This window comes from Burkholderia metallica (genome assembly GCF_902832845.1).
GTDB lineage: Bacteria > Pseudomonadota > Gammaproteobacteria > Burkholderiales > Burkholderiaceae > Burkholderia > Burkholderia metallica.
This window is the reverse complement of the sequence record NZ_CADFDB010000012.1, coordinates 70,970-93,660: the sequence shown is the minus strand read 5'-3', so window position 1 is coordinate 93,660 and position 22,691 is coordinate 70,970. Positions and strand designations below refer to the sequence as shown.

At 65.5% G+C, this 22,691-nt stretch carries 28 protein-coding genes and 1 tRNA gene; 3 read left to right on the top strand and 26 right to left on the bottom strand.

Annotated elements, in window-relative coordinates:
- The first annotated feature begins 238 nt into the window (after window positions 1-238).
- Both HWX08_RS28350 and HWX08_RS28345 read left to right on the top strand, forming a co-directional pair.
- Entirely contained in the window at window positions 239-1,324 is a 1,086-nt protein-coding gene (locus HWX08_RS28350) for a sensor histidine kinase (protein WP_174922179.1), read from the top strand.
- 1 nt (window position 1,325) lies between these two features.
- The gene (locus HWX08_RS28345; RefSeq protein ID WP_174922172.1) at window positions 1,326-2,060 is read left to right on the top strand and encodes a LytR/AlgR family response regulator transcription factor; all 735 of its coding nucleotides are present in this window, start codon (window positions 1,326-1,328) and stop codon (window positions 2,058-2,060) included.
- Between the two features lie 305 nt (window positions 2,061-2,365).
- Here the strand turns inward: HWX08_RS28345 and HWX08_RS28340 are convergent.
- The 7 genes from HWX08_RS28340 to HWX08_RS28310 all read right to left on the bottom strand — a co-directional run bounded on the left by HWX08_RS28340 (window position 2,366) and on the right by HWX08_RS28310 (window position 7,506).
- Window positions 2,366-2,441: transfer RNA gene (locus HWX08_RS28340), tRNA-Thr, on the bottom strand.
- 18 nt (window positions 2,442-2,459) lie between these two features.
- Entirely contained in the window at window positions 2,460-2,987 is a 528-nt protein-coding gene (locus tag HWX08_RS28335; RefSeq protein WP_069255591.1) for a ClpXP protease specificity-enhancing factor, read from the bottom strand.
- A 70-nt stretch (window positions 2,988-3,057) separates the two neighbouring features.
- Window positions 3,058-3,669, bottom strand: coding sequence for a glutathione S-transferase N-terminal domain-containing protein (locus tag HWX08_RS28330; protein ID WP_006400565.1), 612 nt, complete (start codon window positions 3,667-3,669; stop codon window positions 3,058-3,060).
- Between the two features lie 92 nt (window positions 3,670-3,761).
- The gene (locus HWX08_RS28325) at window positions 3,762-4,520 is read right to left on the bottom strand and encodes a cytochrome c1 (RefSeq protein ID WP_069255590.1); all 759 of its coding nucleotides are present in this window, start codon (window positions 4,518-4,520) and stop codon (window positions 3,762-3,764) included.
- A gap of 21 nt (window positions 4,521-4,541) precedes the next feature.
- Window positions 4,542-5,924, bottom strand: coding sequence for a cytochrome b (locus HWX08_RS28320; RefSeq protein WP_107312395.1), 1,383 nt, complete (start codon window positions 5,922-5,924; stop codon window positions 4,542-4,544).
- Entirely contained in the window at window positions 5,921-6,541 is a 621-nt protein-coding gene (petA, locus tag HWX08_RS28315) for a ubiquinol-cytochrome c reductase iron-sulfur subunit (RefSeq protein WP_011350741.1), read from the bottom strand. Before petA ends, HWX08_RS28320 begins: the two co-directional genes overlap by 4 nt.
- A 218-nt stretch (window positions 6,542-6,759) precedes the next feature.
- Window positions 6,760-7,506 (bottom strand): Nif3-like dinuclear metal center hexameric protein, encoded by a 747-nt coding sequence (locus tag HWX08_RS28310; protein WP_107312394.1) that lies wholly within the window; start codon window positions 7,504-7,506, stop codon window positions 6,760-6,762.
- Between the two features lie 21 nt (window positions 7,507-7,527).
- Between HWX08_RS28310 and HWX08_RS28305 the strand changes: the two genes are divergently transcribed.
- A complete protein-coding gene (locus HWX08_RS28305) occupies window positions 7,528-8,733 on the top strand; it encodes a Do family serine endopeptidase (RefSeq protein ID WP_069255587.1) in 1,206 nt (401 codons plus the stop codon).
- A gap of 220 nt (window positions 8,734-8,953) precedes the next feature.
- Here HWX08_RS28305 and tatC read toward each other — a convergent pair whose 3' ends face one another.
- The 19 genes from tatC to HWX08_RS28210 form a co-directional block, all read right to left on the bottom strand.
- Entirely contained in the window at window positions 8,954-9,742 is a 789-nt protein-coding gene (tatC, locus tag HWX08_RS28300; RefSeq protein ID WP_069255586.1) for a twin-arginine translocase subunit TatC, read from the bottom strand.
- Between the two features lie 41 nt (window positions 9,743-9,783).
- Window positions 9,784-10,314, bottom strand: a complete 531-nt coding sequence (gene tatB / locus HWX08_RS28295) for a Sec-independent protein translocase protein TatB (protein ID WP_069255585.1) — start codon at window positions 10,312-10,314, stop codon at window positions 9,784-9,786.
- Window positions 10,315-10,340: 26 nt separating this feature from the next.
- Window positions 10,341-10,571 carry a Sec-independent protein translocase subunit TatA gene (tatA, locus tag HWX08_RS28290; protein ID WP_006751795.1) on the bottom strand — a complete coding sequence of 77 codons (231 nt, stop codon included), beginning with the start codon at window positions 10,569-10,571 and terminating at the stop codon, window positions 10,341-10,343.
- A 93-nt stretch (window positions 10,572-10,664) separates the two neighbouring features.
- On the bottom strand, window positions 10,665-11,030 hold the full coding sequence (locus HWX08_RS28285; RefSeq protein ID WP_048251402.1) for a histidine triad nucleotide-binding protein: 366 nt from the start codon (window positions 11,028-11,030) through the stop codon (window positions 10,665-10,667).
- Between the two features lie 31 nt (window positions 11,031-11,061).
- Window positions 11,062-11,454, bottom strand: coding sequence for a DUF4870 family protein (locus HWX08_RS28280; RefSeq protein WP_069255584.1), 393 nt, complete (start codon window positions 11,452-11,454; stop codon window positions 11,062-11,064).
- A 69-nt stretch (window positions 11,455-11,523) separates the two neighbouring features.
- On the bottom strand, window positions 11,524-11,889 hold the full coding sequence (locus tag HWX08_RS28275; protein WP_174922173.1) for a phosphoribosyl-ATP diphosphatase: 366 nt from the start codon (window positions 11,887-11,889) through the stop codon (window positions 11,524-11,526).
- The gene (gene hisI / locus HWX08_RS28270) at window positions 11,886-12,302 is read right to left on the bottom strand and encodes a phosphoribosyl-AMP cyclohydrolase (protein WP_069255583.1); all 417 of its coding nucleotides are present in this window, start codon (window positions 12,300-12,302) and stop codon (window positions 11,886-11,888) included. The genes HWX08_RS28275 and hisI overlap by 4 nt, the downstream gene beginning before the upstream one ends.
- Window positions 12,302-13,075, bottom strand: a complete 774-nt coding sequence (hisF, locus tag HWX08_RS28265; protein WP_069255582.1) for an imidazole glycerol phosphate synthase subunit HisF — start codon at window positions 13,073-13,075, stop codon at window positions 12,302-12,304. The genes hisI and hisF overlap by 1 nt, the downstream gene beginning before the upstream one ends.
- Window positions 13,076-13,181: 106 nt before the next feature.
- Window positions 13,182-13,937, bottom strand: a complete 756-nt coding sequence (gene hisA, locus HWX08_RS28260) for a 1-(5-phosphoribosyl)-5-[(5-phosphoribosylamino)methylideneamino]imidazole-4-carboxamide isomerase (RefSeq protein ID WP_069255581.1) — start codon at window positions 13,935-13,937, stop codon at window positions 13,182-13,184.
- Between the two features lie 163 nt (window positions 13,938-14,100).
- Window positions 14,101-14,742, bottom strand: a complete 642-nt coding sequence (hisH, locus tag HWX08_RS28255) for an imidazole glycerol phosphate synthase subunit HisH (protein WP_069255580.1) — start codon at window positions 14,740-14,742, stop codon at window positions 14,101-14,103.
- On the bottom strand, window positions 14,739-15,359 hold the full coding sequence (locus HWX08_RS28250) for a YchE family NAAT transporter (protein WP_069255579.1): 621 nt from the start codon (window positions 15,357-15,359) through the stop codon (window positions 14,739-14,741). The genes hisH and HWX08_RS28250 overlap by 4 nt, the downstream gene beginning before the upstream one ends.
- Window positions 15,360-15,425: 66 nt before the next feature.
- On the bottom strand, window positions 15,426-16,013 hold the full coding sequence (gene hisB, locus HWX08_RS28245) for an imidazoleglycerol-phosphate dehydratase HisB (protein WP_011350728.1): 588 nt from the start codon (window positions 16,011-16,013) through the stop codon (window positions 15,426-15,428).
- Between the two features lie 65 nt (window positions 16,014-16,078).
- Window positions 16,079-17,152, bottom strand: coding sequence for a histidinol-phosphate transaminase (gene hisC / locus HWX08_RS28240; RefSeq protein WP_174922174.1), 1,074 nt, complete (start codon window positions 17,150-17,152; stop codon window positions 16,079-16,081).
- Between the two features lie 147 nt (window positions 17,153-17,299).
- A complete protein-coding gene (gene hisD / locus HWX08_RS28235; RefSeq protein WP_069255577.1) occupies window positions 17,300-18,616 on the bottom strand; it encodes a histidinol dehydrogenase in 1,317 nt (438 codons plus the stop codon).
- 24 nt (window positions 18,617-18,640) lie between these two features.
- Window positions 18,641-19,294 (bottom strand): ATP phosphoribosyltransferase, encoded by a 654-nt coding sequence (gene hisG / locus HWX08_RS28230; protein ID WP_069255576.1) that lies wholly within the window; start codon window positions 19,292-19,294, stop codon window positions 18,641-18,643.
- A complete protein-coding gene (gene murA / locus HWX08_RS28225) occupies window positions 19,291-20,640 on the bottom strand; it encodes a UDP-N-acetylglucosamine 1-carboxyvinyltransferase (protein WP_069255575.1) in 1,350 nt (449 codons plus the stop codon). The genes hisG and murA overlap by 4 nt, the downstream gene beginning before the upstream one ends.
- Window positions 20,641-20,654: 14 nt before the next feature.
- Entirely contained in the window at window positions 20,655-20,894 is a 240-nt protein-coding gene (locus HWX08_RS28220; protein WP_069255574.1) for a BolA family protein, read from the bottom strand.
- A gap of 55 nt (window positions 20,895-20,949) precedes the next feature.
- On the bottom strand, window positions 20,950-21,705 hold the full coding sequence (locus HWX08_RS28215; protein WP_069255573.1) for an ABC transporter permease: 756 nt from the start codon (window positions 21,703-21,705) through the stop codon (window positions 20,950-20,952).
- Entirely contained in the window at window positions 21,702-22,628 is a 927-nt protein-coding gene (locus HWX08_RS28210; RefSeq protein WP_069255572.1) for an ABC transporter ATP-binding protein, read from the bottom strand. The genes HWX08_RS28215 and HWX08_RS28210 overlap by 4 nt, the downstream gene beginning before the upstream one ends.
- Between the last annotated feature and the right edge of the window lie 63 nt (window positions 22,629-22,691).

The following is a 22,691-nucleotide window of genomic DNA, read 5'->3' as shown; positions in this document are numbered from 1 at the left end:
CGAAAGAGCCGCCTGCACCCGGCTGCTCGGCGCGTCGTGCTCGACGCGCAACCTGCAATGCCCCGTGTCCATCCGCAGCCCCTTCCACTACACTCGTGACGGAAACCGGCCAACCGTCGGCAGCCGAAGCGCTTCGTCGAGCCCGCGTGCGGTTCGTCGCAGCGCGCACGCAGTCGCCCCGACCGACAGTAAGGTCAGGCCATCAGTGCATCGCGCGCCTATATCCTCACCCGACACCATGCGAGCCACGTCCGACCCTTCGCCGATTCCGCCGTCACCCGCCGGCATCTCGCCGCGGCTGTTGCGCGATCCGGCCGCACTGCTTGCGTTCGCGTGCTTCAACTCGGTCGTCGGCCTGGGTTTCTGGGCGCTCCATTTCCAGGAACCGCTGCTGTCCTACCTCGTCGTCTCCAACGCGATCGGTTTCTGCGCGCTGCTGTTCAGCCATGCCGCCGACCGGCTGTTGCCGCGCAAGCCGGGGCTCGTGCTGAAAGCCATCGTGATCGCACCGGCCAGCGTGCTCATCGGCTTCGAGATCTCGGCGACGATCGTCGGCGCAAACGTGCCGCACGTGTTCGGACGCGCCCGCATCGGCACGTGGGACAGCTACGGGCCGTCGTTTCTCATCTCGGCGATCCTGTTCGTGTGCGTGTCGCTGTTCCTGCAGTCCATGCGCATGCGTGCGACGCTCGAGACCGAGCGCCGCGAAGCCGCCGAAGCACGCCAGGCCGAGACGGCCGCTCGTCTGGCGCTGCTGCAGGCGCAGATCGAGCCGCACTTCCTGTTCAATACGCTCGCGAACGTGCAGAGCCTGATCGAGCGCGATCCGGCTCGCGCGTCGACGATGCTCGACAGCCTGAATCGCTACCTGCGTGCAAGCCTGCGACGCACGCGCGATGCGACGTCGACGCTCGGCGAAGAACTCGAGCTCGTCGACGCGTTGCTGAAGATCGCGTCGATCCGGCTCGGCGAGCGGCTTTCGTATGCGATCGACGTGCCGACGGATCTGCGCGCGCTGCCGTTCTCGCCGCTGCTGCTGCAACCGCTCGTCGAGAATGCGTTGCTGCACGGCATCGAGCCATCGATCGACGGCGGCGTGATCGTGATTCGCGGCAGGATGCGCGGCGACAGCCTCGAACTGAACGTAATCGATACGGGCGTCGGCCTCGGCAAAGGAGACACGCGCCTGCATGGGGGCGTGGGTCTCGCCAACGTCGCGGCGCGTATCCGAACGCTGCACGGCGAGCGCGGCCGCGTCGCTGTCGAAACGAACGCCGCCGCCGCGCATGGTGTCACCGCAACCCTGCTGATTCCGATCGACTGACATGCCGACTGCTCTCATTGCCGACGATGAACCGAACCTGTCCGCGTCACTCGCGCAGCGGCTACGGCAGCTCTGGCCTGAACTGGAGATCGTCGCGATGCCGCGCAACGGCGTCGAAACACTGACCGCGCTGAACGCGTCGCCGCGCCCGGACATCGCGTTTCTCGACATCCGGATGCCCGGCATCGACGGGTTGAAGCTCGCTGCGCTGGCGCCCGACGTACATGTCGTGTTCGTCACGGCCTACGACGATTATGCGGTCGACGCGTTCGATCGGGCCGCGGTCGACTACCTGCTGAAGCCGGTAACGGACGAGCGGCTACTGCGCTGTATCGCGAGGCTTCAGCGTGGCGGGCCGGCGCCCGCGCAGGCCGATGCGCTCGTGCAGGCGGCTCAAGCGAGAGAGACGGCACCGATCCGCTGGCTAACGGTTGGCGTGAAGGACGCGACGCGGCTCGTGTCGGTCGACGACGTGCTGTATTTCCAGGCGTCGGAGAAGTACACGGAAATCGTCACGGCCGGTGAACGGCTCGTGATTCGCACGCCGCTGAAGGAGCTGATGCAGCGGCTCGATCCGGAGCGGTTCGCGCAGGTGCATCGCGGCGTGATCGTTGCGTACGCAGCGATCGATCGTGTCGAGCGCGATCTGCTGGGAAGGTCGCGGATTCGCGTGCGCGGGCAGCGGGAGATGCTGCCGGTTAGTCGTGCGTATGCGGGGTTGTTCAGGCAGATGTGAAGGTGTTTGCGTCCGGTCCGGGAGACACGATTACGCTCTGGCCCGCCGGATTTACGCCACTTCGCCCGAATCACAAGAGCTTAGCGGTTCTTTTCCCGTTCGCCCTGCTCGGCAGCGCCTTCTATCCGATTCTTGTCCATCGGCTCACAACTTACGCCCCGCGCTCAGTCACCCTCACGCAGTTGCGCTTTGCCTCATTCGCTGTGATCAACTCATGGCGAGACTTTCACTCGCAGGAGTACGCCCATGCTGGGCGCCCAAAGACAAAGGGCCGGGAGGAAAACCTCCCGACCCTTCGTTCAATTTGGTGCCGGCTGCAGGACTCGAACCCGCCACCTGATGATTACAAATCAACTGCTCTACCAGATGAGCTAAGCCGGCGTAGCGCGAGATTCTACCTCATTTCACGATCTTGAGGCGAGGTCTGCTGCCACCTTTCGAACCGTCGCCATCGCCGTCGGTTTTCGGCGGTTCGTCGGCGCCTTCGGACGGCTCCTCGTTCGCGCCGCTGTCGGCCACCGGCGTCAATGCAGCAGGCGATTCGTCGCGCGGCGCATCATCCGCCTGCGCCGCATCTTCGTCGAACGCACCCGAATCGGCGCCCTCACCCGCAACCGCATCGACCTGGAACGCCATGCCCTGCCCGTTCTCGCGCGCATAGATCGCGAGCACGTTGGCAACCGGAATCTCGATCTTGTGCGCCTTCCCGGAGAACCGGGCCGTGAATTCGATCCACTCGTTACCCATCTGCAGTTGGCTCGTCGCCTCGAAGCTGATGTTGAGCACGATCTCGCCGTCACGCACGAACTGACGCGGCACGCGCGTCGAGTTGTCGACCCTCACCGCGATATGCGGCGTGTAACCGTTATCGGTGCACCACTCGTACAACGCGCGCAGCAGATAAGGCTTCGTTGAAATCTCTTGCATCACAATCCTCGAACCAGAGCGGGGGCGCGGCACGCCACGCCGCCCGCTCCGTCATGCACTCATTGCACCATCAACGACGCATGACCTTTTCGGACGGCGTCAGTGCTTCGATATAGGCCGGACGGCTGAAGATCCGCTCGGCGTACTTCATCAGCGGCGCAGCGTTCTTCGACAGTTCGATGCCGTAGTGATCCAGACGCCACAGCAGCGGCGCGATCGCGACGTCGAGCATCGAGAATTCCTCGCCGAGCATGTACTTGTTCTTCACGAAGATCGGCGCGAGCTGCGTCAGGCGATCGCGGATCGCGAGGCGTGCCTTCTCGTGGTTCTTCTCCGCCGCCTTGCCCTTCTCGTTCTCGAGCGTGCTGACGTGGACGAACAGTTCCTTCTCGAAGTTGAGCAGGAACAGGCGCGCGCGTGCGCGCTGCACCGGGTCGGCCGGCATCAGTTGCGGATGCGGGAAGCGCTCGTCGATGTACTCGTTGATGATGTTCGATTCGTACAGGATCAGGTCGCGCTCGACCAGGATCGGCACCTGACCGTACGGGTTCATCACCGAAATGTCTTCCGGCTTGTTGAACAGATCGACGTCACGGATTTCGAAGTCCATGCCCTTCTCGAACAGCACCAGCCGGCAACGCTGGGAGAACGGGCAAGTTGTGCCGGAATACAGAACCATCATGTTTGCGTTTTCCTCAAAAAAGCCGAGGGCCGGCACGCGGCGAACCCGTTGCGGGTTCCACCTTGCGCCGGCCCCACGCCGGTCAGGCGTGATTACTTGATATCTTTCCAGTACGCGGCATTGAGCCGCCAGGCCAGGAAAGTCAGGACACCGAGAAAGATCAGCACCCACACGCCGAGGCGTTTGCGGGTCTGCTGAGCCGGCTCGGACATCCAGGTCATGTACGCCACCAGGTCGGCAACCGCAGCATCATAATCCACCGAGGACAGTGTCCCCGGTGTGACCTGCTGGAAGCCGACGAGCGTATGGACCTTCTCGCCCGTCTCCTCGTCCGTCTTGTCTTCGAATTTGGCGGTGCGCTGCCCCTGCAGCTGCCACAGTACATGGGGCATGCCGACGTTCTCGAACACCGCGTTGTTCCAGCCGGTCGGCCGCGTATCGTCGCGGTAGAAACTGCGCAGATACGTATACAGCCAGTCGCGGCCGCGCGCGCGCTCCTCGACCGACAGGTCGGGCGGCGAGGTGCCGAGCCAGTTCTTCGCGTCTTCGGGCCGCATCGCAACGGACATCGTGTTGCCGACCTTGTCGGTCGTGAACAGGAGATTCTTTTCGATCTCCTTCTGGGATATGCCCAGATCCGTCAGACGGTTGTAGCGCATCAGGTTCGCGCTGTGGCAGTTCAGGCAATAGTTTACAAACAATTGCGCGCCGTGCTGAAGCGAAACGAGATTTTCCGTGTTATCGGGCGCCCGGTCGAGCGGAAAATTACCTTCCGCCCGAACCGCCGGCGCCGCCAGCAGCGCACAGGCCGTCGCCCCGATCAGCGCGAGTGTCGAAAGCAGTTTCTTCATGTCGTTCTCTCCTCGCTCACGTTAATGGGGCTTGAAGCGCACCCGCTCCGGCGGCTGCTTGAACGTGCCAAGCGGCGTCCAGACGGGCATGCCGAGGAAGAACGCGAAGTAGATCAGCGCGCAGCACTGCGCGATCAGCGTCGCGGCAGGCGATGGCGGCCGCGTGCCGAGGAACGCGAGGGTCAGGAACGCCGCGACGAAGATCCCGAGGAACACCTTGTGGAACAGCGGCCGGTAGCGGATCGACTTCACCGGGCTGCGGTCGAGCCATGGCAGGAAGAACAGCGTGATCACCGCCGAGCCCATCACGACCACGCCCCAGAACTTCGACTCCGTCAGGTACATGAACACGACGATCGCCGCGGCGAGCACCGGCAGGCCGACCTTCCACTTGCCGCGCGCGCGGATCAGCGCGAGCACGCCGAGCAGCGCGATCACGATCATCAGCACGATCTTGAACGGATCGGTGGTCGCGCGCAGCATCGCGTAGAACGCGGTGAAGTACCAGACCGGCGCGATCTCGGGCGGCGTCTGCAGCGGGTTCGCCGGGACGAAGTTGTTCGCCTCGAGGAAGTAGCCGCCCATCTCCGGCGAGAAGAACACGATCAGCGCGAACACCATCAGGAACACGCACACGCCGAGGAAATCGTGCACCGAGTAGTACGGATGGAACGGGATGCCGTCGAGCGGAATGCCGTTCTCGTCCTTCTTCGCCTTGATCTCGATGCCGTCCGGGTTGTTCGACCCCACCTCGTGAAGCGCGACGAGGTGCGCGACCACGAGGCCGACCAGCACGAGCGGAATCGCGATCACGTGGAACGCGAAGAAGCGGTTCAGCGTGACGTCCGACACGACGTAGTCGCCGCGAATCCACAGCGACAGGTCCGGGCCGACGAACGGGATCGCCGAGAACAGGTTCACGATCACCTGCGCGCCCCAGAACGACATCTGGCCCCACGGCAGCAGGTAGCCGAAGAACGCCTCGGCCATCAGGCACAGGAAGATCGCGCAGCCGAAGATCCACACGAGTTCGCGCGGCTTGCGATACGACCCGTACAGCAGCCCGCGGAACATGTGCAGGTAGACGACGACGAAGAACATCGACGCGCCCGTGGAGTGCATGTAGCGGATCAGCCAGCCCCACGGCACCTCGCGCATGATGTACTCGACCGACGCGAACGCGAGCGTCGAGTCGGGCTTGTAGTTCATCGTCAGGAAGATGCCCGTGACGATCTGGTTGACCAGCACCAGCAGCGCGAGGGAGCCGAAGAAGTACCAGAAATTGAAGTTCTTCGGCGCGTAGTACTCGGAAACGTGCTTCTTCCAGGTGGACGTGAGCGGGAAGCGTTGATCGATCCAGCCGGTGAGACCTGTCGTGGAGACTTCCTTGTTGTCGGCCATCACGCTTCTCCTTTCTCGTCCTTGCCGATCACGAGGGTCGTTGCCGACGTGAACATGTAGGGCGGGATGTCGAGATTCTGAGGCGCCGGCTTGTTCTTGAACACACGGCCGGCGAGGTCGTAGGTCGAACCGTGACACGGGCAGAGGAAACCGCCCGGCCAGTCGTCCGGCAGGTTCGGCTGCGGACCCGGCGTGAAGCGTTGGCTTGGCGTGCAGCCGAGGTGCGTGCACACGGCCATCACGACGAGGATGTTCTTGCGATCGGCCCGCGAGCGATATTCGTTCGCGCAATACGCGGGCAACGGCATCGTGTAGGGCTTTTCGGTGGTGGGGTCGGCCACTTCCTTGTCGGCCTTGACCACATCGGCCAGCATCGCGTCGGTGCGGTTCAGGATCCACACCGGCTTGCCGCGCCACGGCACGGTCACCATTTCACCGGGCTTCAGCCCGCTGATGTCCACTTCGACCGGTGCACCGGCCGCTTTCGCTTTCGCGGACGGCGCAAGCGACGCCGCGAAAGGTATGACGGTGGCTACGCCTCCCACGCCACCTGCTACGGATGTCGCAATCAGCCAGGTACGGCGGCCGCTGTCGACGCGTTTCTCTTCCTTGTCTCGCATCACACGCCCCACTTCTGAGTTGGATTTTCCGTCACGACTTTCCATTCCGCCGCTAGTTTGCTCGAATGGAGTCGCCATTTACAAGGCCCGGAGATGAAAATCCCTTCGAAGTGTTTGATAGTTAAGGGTTTTCCCGCACTATCGGAGCAATTAAATCATTTCGCTTTTAAGCATCCGCTACATTGTGAAATTTCGATGCGCCGCCGCAAATCCGGCATTCAGACCGGGTTATGAATATCGATGAAAAGGTGTTCGATATCGAATTTTTCGGACAAATGGGCGCCCAGCGCCTGGATTCCGTAGCGCTCGGTCGCATGGTGCCCCGCCGCAACGAACGCGACGCCGCTCTCGGCCGCCGTGTGCGTCACGTATTCGGACACCTCGCCGGTCAGGAACACGTCCGCGCCGGCATCAATCGCCGCGTCGAAATAGCTTTGCGCGGCGCCGGTGCACCATGCGATGCGGCGCAGTTGCATGTCCGGATCGCCGAGCACGAGCGGCGTGCGGCCGAGCGTGTGCTCGACCTTGGCGACGAAGTGCTCGAGCGTGACGGGCATCGGCAGCGTCGCCATCCAGCCGAGGTCGCCGTCGCCGAAGCGTTGGTCGCCGATCAGCCCGAGCCGCTCGCCGAGCTGCGCGTTGTTGCCGTATTCGGGATGCGCGTCGAGCGGCAGGTGGAATGCGAACAGGTTCAGGTCGTTTGCGAGCAGCAGCTTCAGGCGCTGGTACTTGCGGCCCGTGATCTGCGCCGGCTCGTTGCGCCAGAAATAGCCGTGATGGACGAGCACGGCGTCGGCCCCCCATTCGAGCGCGGCTTCGAGAAACGCGACAGACGCCGTGACGCCGGTGGCGATCTTCTCGATCTTGCGGCGCCCCTCGACCTGAAGGCCATTCGGGCAATAGTCCTTGAAGCGCGCGGTTTCAAGGGTATTGTTCAAGTACAATTCGAGTTCGATCCGATCCATATAAACCTCTAATCCATTCAGATGCTTAGACGCTTCTGGCTGTTCTTCGCGCAGGCGGTCACCGTGCTGCTCGCGCTGATGTTCATCGTCGTGACGCTCAAGCCGCAATGGCTGCAACGGCAAGGACAGCTCGGCAAGCAGCTCGCCACGCCGATCGTTGCGCTGCGGGAAGTCGCGCCGGGCATCGGCGGCGCTCCGGCGACCACGTCGTACGCGGAAGCCGCGCAAAAGGCGATGCCGGCCGTCGTCAACGTGTTCTCCAGCAAGGACGGCTCGCTGCCGCCCGACCCGCGCGCGAAAGATCCGCTGTTCCGCTACTTCTTCGGCGACCGCAACGCCCGCAAGCAACAGGATGAACCGGCCGCCAACCTTGGCTCGGGCGTCATCGTGAGCCCTGAAGGTTACATTCTAACGAACCAGCACGTCGTGGACGGCGCCGACCAGATCGAAGTCGCGCTCGCCGACGGCCGCACCGGCACCGCGAAGGTGATCGGCAGCGATCCCGAGACCGACCTCGCGGTGCTGAAGATCAACATGACGAACCTGCCGACGATCACGCTCGGCCGCTCCGACCAGTCGCGCGTCGGCGACGTCGTGCTCGCGATCGGCAACCCGTTCGGCGTCGGCCAGACGGTCACGATGGGGATCATCAGCGCGCTCGGCCGCAACCACCTCGGCATCAACACGTTCGAGAACTTCATCCAGACCGACGCGCCGATCAACCCCGGCAATTCCGGCGGCGCGCTGGTCGACGTGAACGGCAACCTGCTCGGCATCAACACCGCCATCTATTCCCGCTCGGGCGGCTCGCTCGGCATCGGCTTCGCGATTCCCGTATCCACCGCACGCACGGTGCTCGAAAGCATCATCACGACGGGCTCGGTCACGCGCGGCTGGATCGGCGTCGAGCCGCAGGACGTCACGCCGGAGATCGCCGAGTCGTTCGGGCTGTCGCAGAAATCGGGCGCGATCGTCGCCGGCGTGCTGCAGGGCGGCCCGGCCGACAAGGCCGGCATCAAGCCGGGCGACATCCTGGTCTCGGTCAACGGCGACGAGATCACCGACACGACGAAGCTGTTGAACACCGTCGCGCAGATCAAACCCGGCACGCCGACCAAGGTGCACGTCGTGCGCAAGGGCAAGGAGTTCGACGTGAACGTCGTGATCGGCAAGCGCCCGCCGCCGCCGAAGCAGACGCTCGACGAGCAGGACAGCGACAGCGAATGACGCGTGGGGCGCGGCGCGCCGCCGCGCGTCGACCGCCAAACGCCGTCGGAAGCAAAAAGGGCAGCCGGTTGGCTGCCCTTTTGCTTTCCATCGAATATCGAAGCCCGTCGTTGCCGGGCAGGTCGTTCCGCCCGCTTCCGGGGCTGCTACACGGCGGTCGCGCTGCCCGGCTCCGACCGAACAAGCCCGGCCGCACCACGCACCGTCCAGCGCGCCAACGTCAGCTGGCGGCTTCGCCGTTCTCGGCGTCGCCTTCCTCGGCCGGCTTCTTGGGTACGAAGAACCGCGCGGCCAACAGCCCGATCTCGAACAGCACGACCAGCGGCAGCGCGAGCATCAGTTGCGAGAACACGTCCGGCGGCGTGACGACCGCCGCGACGACGAACGCGCCGACGATCACGTACGGCCGCATCTCCTTCAGCTTCTTCAGCGACAGCACCCCCATCCGGACGAGCAGCACGACGACGATCGGCACCTCGAACGTGACCCCGAACGCGATGAACATCCCGAGCACGAAGCTCAGGTAGTTGTCGATGTCGGTCGTCATCTCGGCCCCGAGCGGCGCGTTGTAGTGCGCCATCACGCGGAAGATCGTCGGAAACACGAGGAAGTACGCGAACGCCATCCCGCACAGGAACAGGAAGTAGCTGCTGCCGACGAGCGGCGCGACGAGCTTCTTCTCGTGCTGGTACAGCCCCGGCGCGACGAATGCCCAGATCTGGTACAGCACGATCGGCAGCGCGATCACGAGCGCGACGAGCATCGTGACCTTCATCGGCACGAAGAACGAGCCGGTGACGTCGGTGACGATCATCTTGCCGTCCTTCGGCAGATTCTCCATCAGCGGCCGCGCGAGCAGCCGGAAGATGTCGGGCGCCCAGTAGACGAGCCCGAGGAACACGACGATCACGGCCGCCCCCGCGCGAATGATGCGATCGCGAAGCTCGACGAGATGGGAAATGAAGGTTTCTTCCGGGGCGTCGCCCGGGGTCTGCTGGGGGTCGCTCACACCGGCCCTCGGTAGGATTGACGAGCGAGCATGCGCTCGACTCAGAAGAAGCGCGTCGGCCGGCGCAGGCTGGCCGGCTGGTGGCGCGCGACACGCGCGGCGCCCGACTGCACGTGCGTCCGGCGGGTGGTCGCACGCTTGTACCAGACAGGCGCAGCCGCCTGCTTGACGCGCCAGTTGCGACGCTTCGGCGCGAGCGCGGCCGGACTGCCGCGCCACGACGGCGCCGCGGACTCGCCGGAACCGTACGAACCGGCGTCGCCCGCCGCTTCGTTGAGACCGCCAACCGCGGAATGCCACGTGTCGTTCAGTTCCTTCTCGTGCTCGCGCAGGTTGTCGTGAATCGTCGTTTCGACGTTGCGCGCAGCCGTCTCGAAATCGGTCTTCATCGTCCGCAGCGCGTCGAGTTCGATTTCGCGCGAGACCTCGGCCTTCACGTCGTTGATGTACCGCTGCGCGCGGCCGAACAGCGCGCCTGCCGTACGCGCAACGCGCGGCAGGCGCTCGGGGCCGAGCACCACGAGCGCGACGACGCCGATCAGCGCCATCTTCGAAAGACCGAGATCCAGCATCGCGAATGCCTGTCAGCGTGCCGGCGTTACGCCTTGTTCGAGTCGGAACGCGTCGTTTCCTTCGCGTTGACGTCGACCGTGCCCGTGCGCGGCAGCTGCTGCGCGTCGGCCGGCGTTTCGCCTTCCTTCATGCCGTCCTTGAAACCCTTCACGGCGCTACCGAGATCGTTGCCGATGTTGCGCAGCTTCTTCGTACCGAAAACCAGCGCGACGATCAGCAGCACGATCAGCCAGTGCCAAATGCTCAATCCACCCATGATGAAACCTCTCCTCAACCACGCCGCTGCGCGGCGCAAATCGCCGGCAACGCGCCGGCTTCGACTATCGATGCGGGGAAACGCCCCGCGCCGTCAACCCATCCGCTGCCAGGGGCGCGGACCGGCCAGGATATGCGCGTGCAGGTGGTAGACCTCCTGCCCGCCGCCCGGGCCCGTATTGATCACCGTACGGAAACCGGTTTCGCCGCCGGTATACGCGACCCCGAGCTGCTCGGCGAGACGCGACACGAGCAGCATCAGCCGGCCGAGCATCGGCGCATCGCCCTCGCTCGCCGCCGACAGCGTCGGCAGATGCTGACGCGGAATCACGAGCACGTGCGTCTCGGCCGCCGGGCGGATGTCGCGGAACGCGACGAATTCGTCGTCCTCGTGCACCTTCGTGCTCGGGATCTCGCCTGCCGCGATCTTGCAGAACAGGCAATTCGGATCGTGACTCATGTTGCTCCTGCAGACGCCCGAGCGCGACCGGTCAAAACCAGGCCTGCGGATCGAGCGGCTTGTTGTCGTTCAGGTACAGCCAACCCTTGATGATACGGTACAGCGTCCAGATCCATGTGACAAACATCACTGCAAATCCGACCACCACGAACATCAGCGCGAACCCGATCACGTACGCGATCAGCGCGCGCCAGAACGTGCGGATCTGCCACTCGAAGTGGGCGGCATACGGCGTGCCCGCCACATCGTCGCGCTTCACGTAGTTGATGATGATCGCGATGATGCCCGTGACGCCGCCCGTGAGCCAATGAAACGCGTAGAGGCCGTAGAGCACGTGCGTCAGCGTGCGCAGGCCGGCCAGACGTTCGGCATCCGCACCGCCCGGCACCAACGGCGGCGGAAACTCGCTTCGCGTATCGGTCATGAGGCTACCCCCGTTAGATGACAATTCTTACAGCTTACCGCACTGTGGCCATCTCGCGACGAGGGCCTGTCACCCGCCGTTTTCCTCGCGCTCGCGACGCTTGCGCAGCGCCTTCTCCTCGATACCCGACAATCCTTCGCGGCGCTCGAGCTCGGCGATCACGTCGGCCGGGCTCAGGTCGAAGTGCGACAGCATCACGAGGCAGTGGAACCACAGGTCGGCCACCTCGCCGACGAGCGCGGCAGGCGCGCCGCCCTGACGCGCGTCCTTCGCGGCCAGCACGACTTCCGTCGCCTCTTCGCCGATCTTCTTCAGCACCGCGTCGTCGCCCTTGTGGAACAGGCGCGATACGTACGATTGGTCGGGATCGCCGCCCTTGCGGCTATCGATCACGGCCGCGAGGCGCAGCAGCGTGTCTTCGGTCGATTGCGTCATTTGTAGATGTGTTCGGGGTCTTTCAGCACCGGTTCGACCGTGACCCAGTCGCCGCTCTCCACGGTGCCTTCGAATTTCTGGAAGAAGCACGAATGCCGGCCGGTGTGGCATGCGATGCCCGACACCTGCTCGACCTTCAGCAGCACGACATCCTCGTCGCAATCGAGCCGCACCTCGTGCACGTGCTGCACGTGGCCCGACTCCTCGCCCTTGAACCACAGGCGCTTGCGCGAGCGCGAATAGTAGACCGCGCGCTGCGTCTCGATCGTCTTCGCCAGCGCCTCGCGGTTCATCCACGCGAACATCAGCACGTCGTTCGTCGACGCTTCCTGCGCGATCACCGGCACTAGGCCGTTGTCGTCCCAGCGGACCTTGTCGAGCCACGCGGGCAATGCATTCGTTTCCGTATTCATCACAGCCTCACCGGGATGCCCTGGTCGGCCATGAAGCGCTTCGCCTCGCCGACCGTGTGCTCGCCGTAGTGGAAGATACTCGCGGCCAGCACCGCATCGGCGCGACCGTCCTTGATGCCGTCGGCCAGGTGCTGCAGCGAGCCGACACCGCCCGACGCGATCACCGGCACCGGCACCGCGTCCGACACGCCGCGCGTGAGCGCGAGGTCGAAGCCCGACTTGGTGCCGTCGCGGTCCATGCTCGTGAGCAGGATCTCGCCCGCGCCGAGCTCGGCCATCTTGCGCGCCCATTCGATCGCGTCGAGGCCCGTGTTCTTGCGGCCGCCGTGCGTGAAGACTTCCCAGCGCGGCGCTTCGCCGTCGGCCGACACGCGCTTCGCGTCGATCGCGACGACGATGCATTGCGAACCGTACTTGTCGGCCGCATCGCGCACGAGCTGCGGATTCGCGACCGCCGACGAATTCATGCTGACCTTGTCCGCGCCCGCGTTCAGCAGGCGCCGCACGTCGGCGACGGCACGCACGCCGCCGCCGACGGTCAGCGGAATGAACACCTGCGACGCGACGGCTTCGATGATCGGCAGGATCAGGTCGCGCTGGTCGGAGGTCGCGGTGATGTCGAGGAACGTCAGTTCGTCAGCGCCCTGGTCGTCGTAGCGGCGGGCGATCTCGACGGGGTCGCCGGCGTCGCGCAGCTCGACGAAGTTGACGCCCTTGACGACACGCCCGGCAGTCACGTCCAGGCAGGGGATGATGCGTTTAGCTAGAGCCATGATGTTGCGCCAAATGCCGCGCTGGGACGGCCGGTTGCGGAAACCTCGCGCGAGGCTTCCGGTCGGGGCCGCCTGCGGGCAGCCCCGGCGAGCGGGACAACCGCGCTTACGCGTTGTCGAGTTCGCCGTTCAGTTCGTCCGCGCGCTTTTGCGCGGCCGCGAAATCGAGATCGCCGGAGTAGATCGCACGGCCGCAGATCACGCCTTCGACACCGTGCTCTTCCACTTCGCACAGCTGCTCGATGTCCGTGAGGTTCGACAGGCCGCCGCTGGCGATCACCGGGATGCCGACCGCCTGCGCGAGCTTCACGGTCGCCTCGATGTTGATGCCCTGCAGCATCCCGTCGCGGCCGATGTCCGTGTAGACGATCGACTCGACGCCGTAGTCTTCGAACTTTTTCGCGAGATCGACCACTTCGTGGCCGGTCAGCTTGCTCCAGCCGTCGGTCGCGACCTTGCCGTCCTTCGCGTCCAGCCCGACGATGATGCTGCCGGAGAACGCGGTGCACGCATCCTGCAGGAAGCCCGGATTCTTCACGGCCGCGGTGCCGATGATCACGTAGGACAGACCGGCGTCGAGATACTTCTCGATCGTCTCGAGGCTGCGGATGCCGCCGCCGAGCTGGACGGGAATTTCGTCGCCGACTTCATCGAGGATCGCTTCGATCGCCTCGAGATTCTTCGGCTTGCCGGCGAATGCGCCGTTCAGGTCGACGAGATGGAGCCGCCGGGCGCCGAGATCGACCCACTTGCGGGCCATCGCCGCCGGGTCCTCGGAGAAAATCGTGGCCTGGTCCATATCGCCCTGTTTGAGGCGCACACACTGACCGTCTTTGAGGTCGATGGCCGGAATCAGCAACATAGCAATCGGGTGTCGTCGTGGAAGAAGAAAAGAATCCGGCGCGTACCGGCCAATCCGGTACCGCGCCGTCTCGCTAGTTTAGTACAACTCTTTCGGCGCTTAGGCGTGCAAGCCCCGTGCGACGGGCCTTTCCGGCTCGCCGACTGTGGCACGCACGCGACGTTCACGGTTTCCAGTGTACGAAGTTGCGATACAGACGCAACCCGACCTCCGCACTTTTCTCGGGGTGGAATTGGGTCGCGAAGAGGTTGTCCCGCGCGACCGCGGACGTAAACGGCGCGCCGTACGCCGTTTCGCCGACCGTATGCGCCGGGTTGTCCGGGCTCACGTAATAGCTGTGCACGAAGTAGAAATACGCGTCGTCGGGCACGCCGTCCCACAGCGGGTGCGGCTGCGACTGGCGCACGCGGTTCCAGCCCATCTGCGGCACCTTGAAGCGCGAGCCGTCGTCCTGCAGGCGGCCGTCGAGTTCGAAGCGCACGACCTTGCCGGGCAACAGGCCGAGGCCCTTCGTGTCGCCTTCCGCGCTCCAGTCGAACAGCATCTGCTCGCCGACGCACACGCCGAGCAGCGGCTTCGTGCGCGACGCCTCGATCACGGCCTCCTGCAAACCCGATTCGCCGAGCGAGCGCATGCAGTCGGGCATCGCGCCCTGGCCGGGCAGCACGACACGGTCGGCCGCGCGGATCGCGGCCGGCGTGTCGACGATCGCCACGTCGGCGGCCGGTTCGGCCTTCTTGAGCGCCTGCGCGACCGAGCGCAGGTTGCCCATCCCATAATCCACAATCGCAATCGAAGTTTTCATCTCAGTGCAGGCAGTAGCGCCCTCAATCCGTTGACGATGAATTCCACCGCCAGCGCCGACAGCATCAGACCCATCAGCCGCGTGGCGATGTTGATGCCCGTGCGGCCGATCCAGTTCGCGATCGGCTCGGCGAGCCGCATCGCGACGAAACACAGAAAAGCCAGGGCCGCGCCGATCGCGACCAGCCCGGCTCGCTCATACCAGTGACGCGAGTTCGCCGCATAGATGATCACCGTGCTGATCGAGCCGGGGCCCGTGAGCAGCGGAATCGCCAGCGGCACGACCGCGATGTTGTCCTTCAGCTCGGCTTCGTGGCGCTCCTCCGGCGTCGATCGCGTGTTGCCGATCTGCGCATTCAGCATGTTGATCGCCATCAGCAGCATGATGATCCCGCCGCCCACTTCGAGCGACCCGACCGAAATGCCGAAGAAATCGATGATCTGCTGCCCGAGCAGCGTCGTCACCGTGATCACGCAGAACACCGACACCGACGCGATCCGGACCGTGCGCCGCCGCTCGGCCTCCGTCTGCTGCGCCGTCAGGCTCAGGAAGAACGGCACCGCGCCGACCGGATTGATCAGCGCCAGCAGCGAAATGAACGATTTGAGCAGATCCATCGCAAGCCGGCGCCGCGCGCCGAAGCCGTGAGGTTGTCCTTGACGCTTCGTCCGGTCAGTTCAGGTTCAGAGGCTGCCCTTCGTCGACGGGATCTGCCCCGCCGCACGCTCGTCCAGCTCCACCGCCGCGCGCAGCGCGCGGCCGAAGGCCTTGAAGACGGTCTCGAGCTGATGGTGCGCGTTGATCCCGCGCAGGTTGTCGATATGCAGCGTGACGCCCGCGTGGTTCACGAAACCGCGGAAGAATTCGATCGACAGGTCGACATCGAACGTGCCGATCCGCGCACGCGTGAACGGCACGTGGAATTCGAGGCCCGGCCGGCCCGAGAAATCGATCACGACGCGCGACAGCGCCTCGTCGAGCGGCACGTACGAATGGCCGTAGCGGCGGATGCCCTTGCGATCGCCGATCGCCTTCGCGACGGCCTGACCGAGCGTGATGCCGACATCCTCGACCGTGTGGTGATCGTCGATGTGCGTATCGCCATGCGCTTCAACCTCGAGATCGACCAGACCGTGTCGCGCGATCTGGTCGAGCATATGGTCGAGGAACGGCACGCCGGTGGCCAGCTTCTGCTGGCCCGTGCCGTCGAGATTGAGCTTCACACGGATCTGCGTTTCGCTGGTATTGCGAACGACTTCCGCCACACGCATGGCAATTCCTTGACTGAGTCGATGTAAATGGGGATTGATCGTTTCGCGCTGCGGCGCCCAGAGGCTCAACCGGGCAGCGCGAGTTTCAAAGCGGCCAGCAGGCGCGCGTTTTCGTCGGGAGAACCGACGGTCAGCCGCACGCATTCAGCCAGCAACGGATGCATTTTACTCACGTTTTTGACCAAAACCCGTTCGGTGAGCAGCGCGTCGAACACGGCGGCCGCGTCCGGCACGCGCACCAGCAGGAAATTGCCGGCGCTCGGGAACACCGTCGCGCCCGGCAGCGCGGCCACTTCCTGCGCGAGATACGCACGCTGCGCACGCAGGTCGGCCGCCTGCGCGTCGAGCACGTCGAGGTGGTCGAGCAGGAAATCGGTGGTCGCCTGGGTCAGCACGTTGATGTTGTACGGCGGGCGCACCTTGTCGAATTCGGTCAGCCACACGGGCGAACCGACGAGGTAGCCGAGGCGGATGCCCGCGAGGCCGAGCTTCGACACCGTGCGCATCACGACGACGTTGTCGAACTCGGCGGCACGCGGCACCCACGAGTGCACGGCGAACGGCTGGTACGCCTCGTCGATCACGACGAGGCTTTGCCGCGCGGCCGCGACGATGCGTTCGATGTCGGCATCGTCGTACAGCGTGCCGGTCGGGTTGTTCGGGTACGCGAGATAGACAATCGCCGGCTGGTGCTCGGCGATCGCCGCGAGCATCGCGTCGACGTCGAGCGTCAGGTCGGCCTTCAGCGGCACGCCGACGAATTCGAGCTGCGCGAGCTTCGCGGACAGCTCGTACATCACGAAGCCCGGCACCGGCGCGAGCACCTTCGCGCCCGGCTTCGCGCAGGCCACCGACATCATGCTGATGATTTCGTCCGAGCCGTTGCCGAGCAGCACGTCGCAGGCAGCCGGCACGCCCATCGCGTGGCGCAGCTTGTCGAGCAGCGCGGCCGGGCGCGGCGCCGGGTAGCGGTTCAGCGCGACCTGCGCGAGCCGCTCGCCGAGCGCCGCGGCGAGCGGCTCGGGCAGCGAGTACGGGTTCTCCATCGCGTCGAGCTTCACGAACCCGCTCGCGTCCGGCACCGGATAGCTCGTCATCGCGAGCACGTCGCGGCGGATGATGTCTTGTGGCGTCGTCATGGTCTCAAGCCGGCGTGCGTCGCGCCGGCGTCAAATGATCGGCAACGCGGCGGCGGCCGCCCTGCCCAGGTGTCTCCAGCCCCGGCCTTCGGGGTACGGGCCGGGCCGGCGCGTCAGCGCCCGCTCCGGCCCCCGCGCAGCGCGCGGTCAGCTCTTCATCCGGAACTCGGCGCTCTTCGCGTGCGCCTGCAGCCCTTCGCCGTACGCGAGCTCGGACGCGATCTCGCCGAGCGTCTGCGCGCCTTCGGCGCTGACTTCGATCAGGCTCGAGCGCTTGATGAAGTCGTACACGCCGAGCGGCGACGAGAAGCGCGCGGTGCGCGACGTCGGCAGCACGTGGTTCGGGCCCGCGCAGTAGTCGCCGAGGCTCTCGCTCGTGTAGCGGCCGAGGAAGATCGCGCCCGCATGGCGGATCTGCTGGCCCCATTGCTGCGGCTCCAGCGCCGAGATTTCGAGGTGCTCCGGCGCGATGTCGTTCGCGATCCGGCACGCTTCGGCCATGTCGCGCACCTTGATCAGCGCGCCGCGGCCTTCGAGCGACGCGCGAATCACGTCCCGACGCGGCATCGACGGCAGCAGCTCGTCGATCGCCTTCTCGACGCGGTCGAGGAACGCCCCGTCCGGGCACAGCAGGATCGACTGCGCGAGCTCGTCGTGCTCGGCCTGCGAGAACAGGTCCATCGCGACCCAGTTCGGATCGGTCGTGCCGTCGCACAGCACGAGGATTTCCGACGGCCCGGCGATCATGTCGATGCCGACCGTGCCAAACACGCGGCGCTTCGCCGACGCGACGTACGCGTTGCCCGGGCCGCAGATCTTGTCGACGGCCGGCACCGTCGCCGTGCCGTACGCGAGCGCGCCGACCGCCTGCGCGCCGCCGATCGTGAACACGCGATCGACGCCGCCGAGCAGCGCCGCGGCGAGCACGAGGTCGTTCTTCACGCCGTCCGGCGTCGGCACGACCATCACGATCTCGCCGACGCCCGCGACGCGCGCGGGAATCGCGTTCATCAGCACCGACGACGGATACGCGGCCTTGCCGCCCGGCACGTACAGGCCGACGCGGTCGAGCGGCGTGACCTTCTGGCCGAGCACCGTGCCGTCGCTTTCCGTGTACTGCCAGCTGTGCGTGCCGCACTCGATCTTCTGCTTCTCGTGGTACGCGCGCACCCGCGCCGCGGCCGCTTCCAGCGCGGCGCGCGCCTTCGGTGCGAGACCGTCGAGCGCCGTCTGCAGCGCGTCCTGCGGCAGCTCCAGCGCGGCGACGCTGGTCGCGTTCAGCCGGTCGAAGCGGTTCGTGTACTCGAGCACCGCGGCATCGCCGCGCGACTTCACGTCGGCGAGGATCTGCGCGACCGACTGCTCGATCGCCGCGTCTTCGCTCGCCTCGAACGCGAGCAGCGCGCGCAGCTCGGCGCCGAAGCCTTCGCTCGTCGAATCGAGTTTGCGGATGGTGATGGACATGGGAATTCCGTTACGGTGATGCGCTCAACCGCCATTCTGCGACGCGCGTTCGAACGCGTCGAGAATCGGCTTGAGCGCCGTGCGCTTCAACTTCAGCGCAGCCTGGTTCACGACGAGGCGCGACGAGATCGCCATGATCTCCTCGACCTCGACCAGATTGTTCGCCTTCAGCGTGCCGCCCGAGCTGACGAGGTCGACGATCGCGTCGGCCAGCCCGACCAGCGGCGCGAGCTCCATCGAGCCGTACAGCTTGATCAGGTCGACGTGCACGCCCTTCGCGGCAAAGTGTTCGCGTGCCGTTTCGACGTACTTGGTCGCGACGCGCAGCCGCGCGCCCTGGCGCACGGCGTTCGCATAGTCGAAACCGGCCGACACGGCCACCGACATCCGGCAGCGCGCAATGTTCAGATCGATCGGCTGGTACAGGCCCGAGCCGCCGTGCTCGACCAGCACGTCCTTGCCGGCCACGCCGAAATCGGCCGCGCCGTATTCGACGTAGGTCGGCACGTCGCTCGCGCGCACGATGATCACGCGCAGGTCGGGGTTCGTCGTCGGCAGGATCAGCTTGCGCGACGTTTCCGGATCCTCGGTAACCTGCACGCCGGCCGCGGCCAGCAGCGGCAGGGTTTCCTCGAAAATCCGGCCCTTCGACAGGGCGAGGGTCAGCGGCGCGGTCATGCTTGGCTCCCGGAAAGGCGGCGCACGTTCGCGCCGACGGCGGTCAGTTTGGTTTCCATGCGGTCGTAGCCGCGGTCCAGATGATAGATGCGGTCGACGAGCGTTTCGCCGTCGGCGCGCAGCCCCGCGATCACGAGGCTCGCCGACGCACGCAGGTCGGTCGCCATCACGGTCGCGCCGGACAGCTTCTCGACGCCCGTCACGAGCGCGGTGTTGCCGTCGATCGTGATGTTCGCGCCGAGCCGGTTCAGCTCCTGCACGTGCATGAAGCGGTTCTCGAAAATGGTTTCGACGACCTGCGCGGTGCCGGTCGCGACCGTATTGAGGGCCATGAATTGCGCCTGCATGTCGGTCGGGAACGCCGGGTATTCCGACGTGCGGATCGTCACGGCCGACGGGCGGCGGTCCATCTTCACGCGCAGCCAGCTGTCGCCTTCCTCGATCGACACGCCGGCTTCGCGCAGCTTGTCGATCACCGCGTCGAGGATGTGCGGGCGCACGCCCGTCAGCCTCACGTCGCCGCCGGCCGCCGCGACCGCGCACAGGAACGTGCCGGCCTCGATGCGGTCGGGGATCACCGAATGGCGCGCGCCGTGCAGCCGCTCGACGCCCTGGATCACGAGGCGATCGGTGCCGATGCCGTCGATTTTCGCGCCCATCGCGACCAGCAAGTGTGCGAGATCGCTCACTTCCGGCTCGCGCGCGGCGTTTTCGATCACCGTCTCGCCATCGGCGAGCGTCGCGGCCATCAGCAGGTTTTCCGTCCCCGTCACCGTGATCATGTCGGTCACGATGCGCGCGCCCTTCAGGCGCTTCGCGCGGGCTTCGATGAAGCCGTGCTCGATGCTGATCTCGGCGCCCATCGCCTGCAGGCCCTTGATGTGCTGGTCGACCGGGCGCGCGCCGATCGCGCAGCCTCCCGGCAGCGACACCTTCGCCTCGCCGAAGCGCGCAAGCAGCGGCCCGAGCACGAGGATCGATGCGCGCATCGTCTTCACGAGCTCGTAAGGCGCGACGAGGTTGTCGACGCGCGACGCGTCGAGCTGCACGCGGGCGCCGTCGGTCTCGCTCTTCACACCCATCTGGTTCAGCACCTTCAGCGTGGTACGCACGTCCTTCAGGTTCGGCACGTTGTCGAGATCGACCGGATCGGCGGTGAGCAGCCCCGCGCACAGGATCGGCAGTGCGGCGTTCTTCGCGCCCGACACGACGATCTCGCCCGACAGACGGCGGCCGCCTTCGATCACGAGCTTGTCCATTCCCTGCCCCTGCGCTTCCCCGTTGACGGCCGGGTGTGCCGTGGCGACGCTCTGGACGGCGTCGCGCTCGTTGACGGTGACTTGCACTCAGTGATTTCCGGTTATGCGTTCTGCCATTCGGCGGGCGTCAGCGTCTTCATGCTGAGCGCGTGAATTTCCTGTTTCATGCGATCGCCGAGCGCCGCGTAGACGAGCTGGTGCCGCTGGATCGGGCGCTTGCCTTCGAAGGCCGCCGACACGATCGTCGCGAAGAAGTGCTGGCCGTCGCCTTCGACTTCCAGATGGGTGCAGACGAGACCGCCGGCGATGTATTGCTTGACCTGTTCGGGAGTCGGCAACATGGTGTAAGGCTCCTGTCGGCGCGCGCCGCCCGGATGGCGGCCGCTGCCGTCGATATCAATGACGCAGTTTGTAGCCGGTTGCGAGCAGCCGCATCGCAATCAGTGCGAGCAGCACGAAGAAACCGGTGACGATCGCGAGGCTCGCGAACGGGTTGATGTCGGACGCGCCGAAGAACCCGAAACGGAAGCCGTCGATCATGTAGAAAAACGGATTGAGACGCGAGATCTCGCGCCACACGGGCGGCAGCGAGTGCGTCGAGTAGAACACGCCGGACAGGAACGTCAGCGGCATGATCAGGAAGTTCTGGAACGCGGCGAGCTGGTCGAACTTCTCGGCCCAGATCCCGGCGATCAGGCCGAGCGTGCCGAGAATCGCCGAGCCGAGCAGCGCGAACGCAATGATGAACAGCGGCGCCGCGAAATGCATCGGGATAAACCAGATCGTCACGACGAACACGCCCGCGCCGACCACGAGGCCGCGCACCACGGACGCGAGCACGTACGCGCCGAAGATGTCGCGGTACGACAGCGGCGGCAGCAGCACGAACACGAGGTTGCCGGTGATCTTCGACTGGATCAGCGACGACGAGCTGTTCGCGAACGCATTCTGCAGCACGCTCATCATCACGAGGCCCGGCACGAGAAAGCTCACGTACTCGACGCCCGGATAGACCTCGACGCGGCCCGACAGCGCGTGGCCGAAGATCGTCAGGTACAGCAGCGCCGTCACGATCGGCGCGCACACCGTCTGGAACGACACTTTCCAGAAACGCAGCAGTTCCTTGTAGAACAGTGTTTGAAACCCGCTCATGCCAGACCCTCGATCACCTCGGCCCCGTTCATCACCTGGACGAACACGTCTTCGAGATCCGCCTTGCGGACCTCGATCTCGTCGAATGCGCAGCCCGCCGCGCGGCATTGCGCGAGGATGCGCTCGACATCGTCGTAGCTCGTGAGACGCAGCAGGTGCTCGCCCGGCGCGCGGGCGGCCGGATCGGACTCCAGCCCGCGCAGCTCGGCCGGCAGCGCGCCGGCCGCGAAGCGCAGGTACAGCTGCAGCCCCGCGAAGCGGCGCAGCAGCGCGTCGGTGCGATCGAGCGCGACCACTTCGCCGCGACGCAGCATCGCGATACGGTCGCACAGCGACTCGGCTTCCTCGAGGTAGTGGGTGGTCAGCACGATCGTGTGGCCTTCGCGGTTCAGGCGCGAAATGAATTTCCACAGCGTCTGGCGCAGTTCGACGTCGACGCCGGCGGTCGGTTCGTCGAGCACGATCACGGGCGGGCGGTGCACGAGCGCCTGCGCGACCAGCACGCGGCGCTTCATCCCGCCCGACAGCGCACGCATGTTCGCGTCGGCCTTCTCGGTGAGGTCGAGGTTGGCCATCACTTCGTCGATCCAGTCGTCGTTGCGGCGCAGGCCGAAGTATCCGGACTGGAGCCGCAGCGTCTCGCGAACGGTGAAGAACGGGTCGAACACGAGTTCCTGCGGCACGACGCCGAGTGCGCGGCGCGCGCCGCGGAAGTCCTTGACGACGTCGTGACCGCGCACCGAGATACTGCCTTCGTCGGCCCGGGCGAGCCCGGCGAGGATACTGATGAGTGTGGTCTTGCCTGCGCCGTTGGGGCCGAGCAGACCGAAAAACTCGCCTTCCTCGACCGACAGGCTGACGCCTTTGAGCGCCTGAAGCGACTTGTAGCGCTTCTTGACGTGACGGATTTCTATGGCTGACATGACTGTGCGCGACGCCAGGGCCGCGACGCCTATTCTGTGCTTGCTGCGAAAGAAAATGGGGGC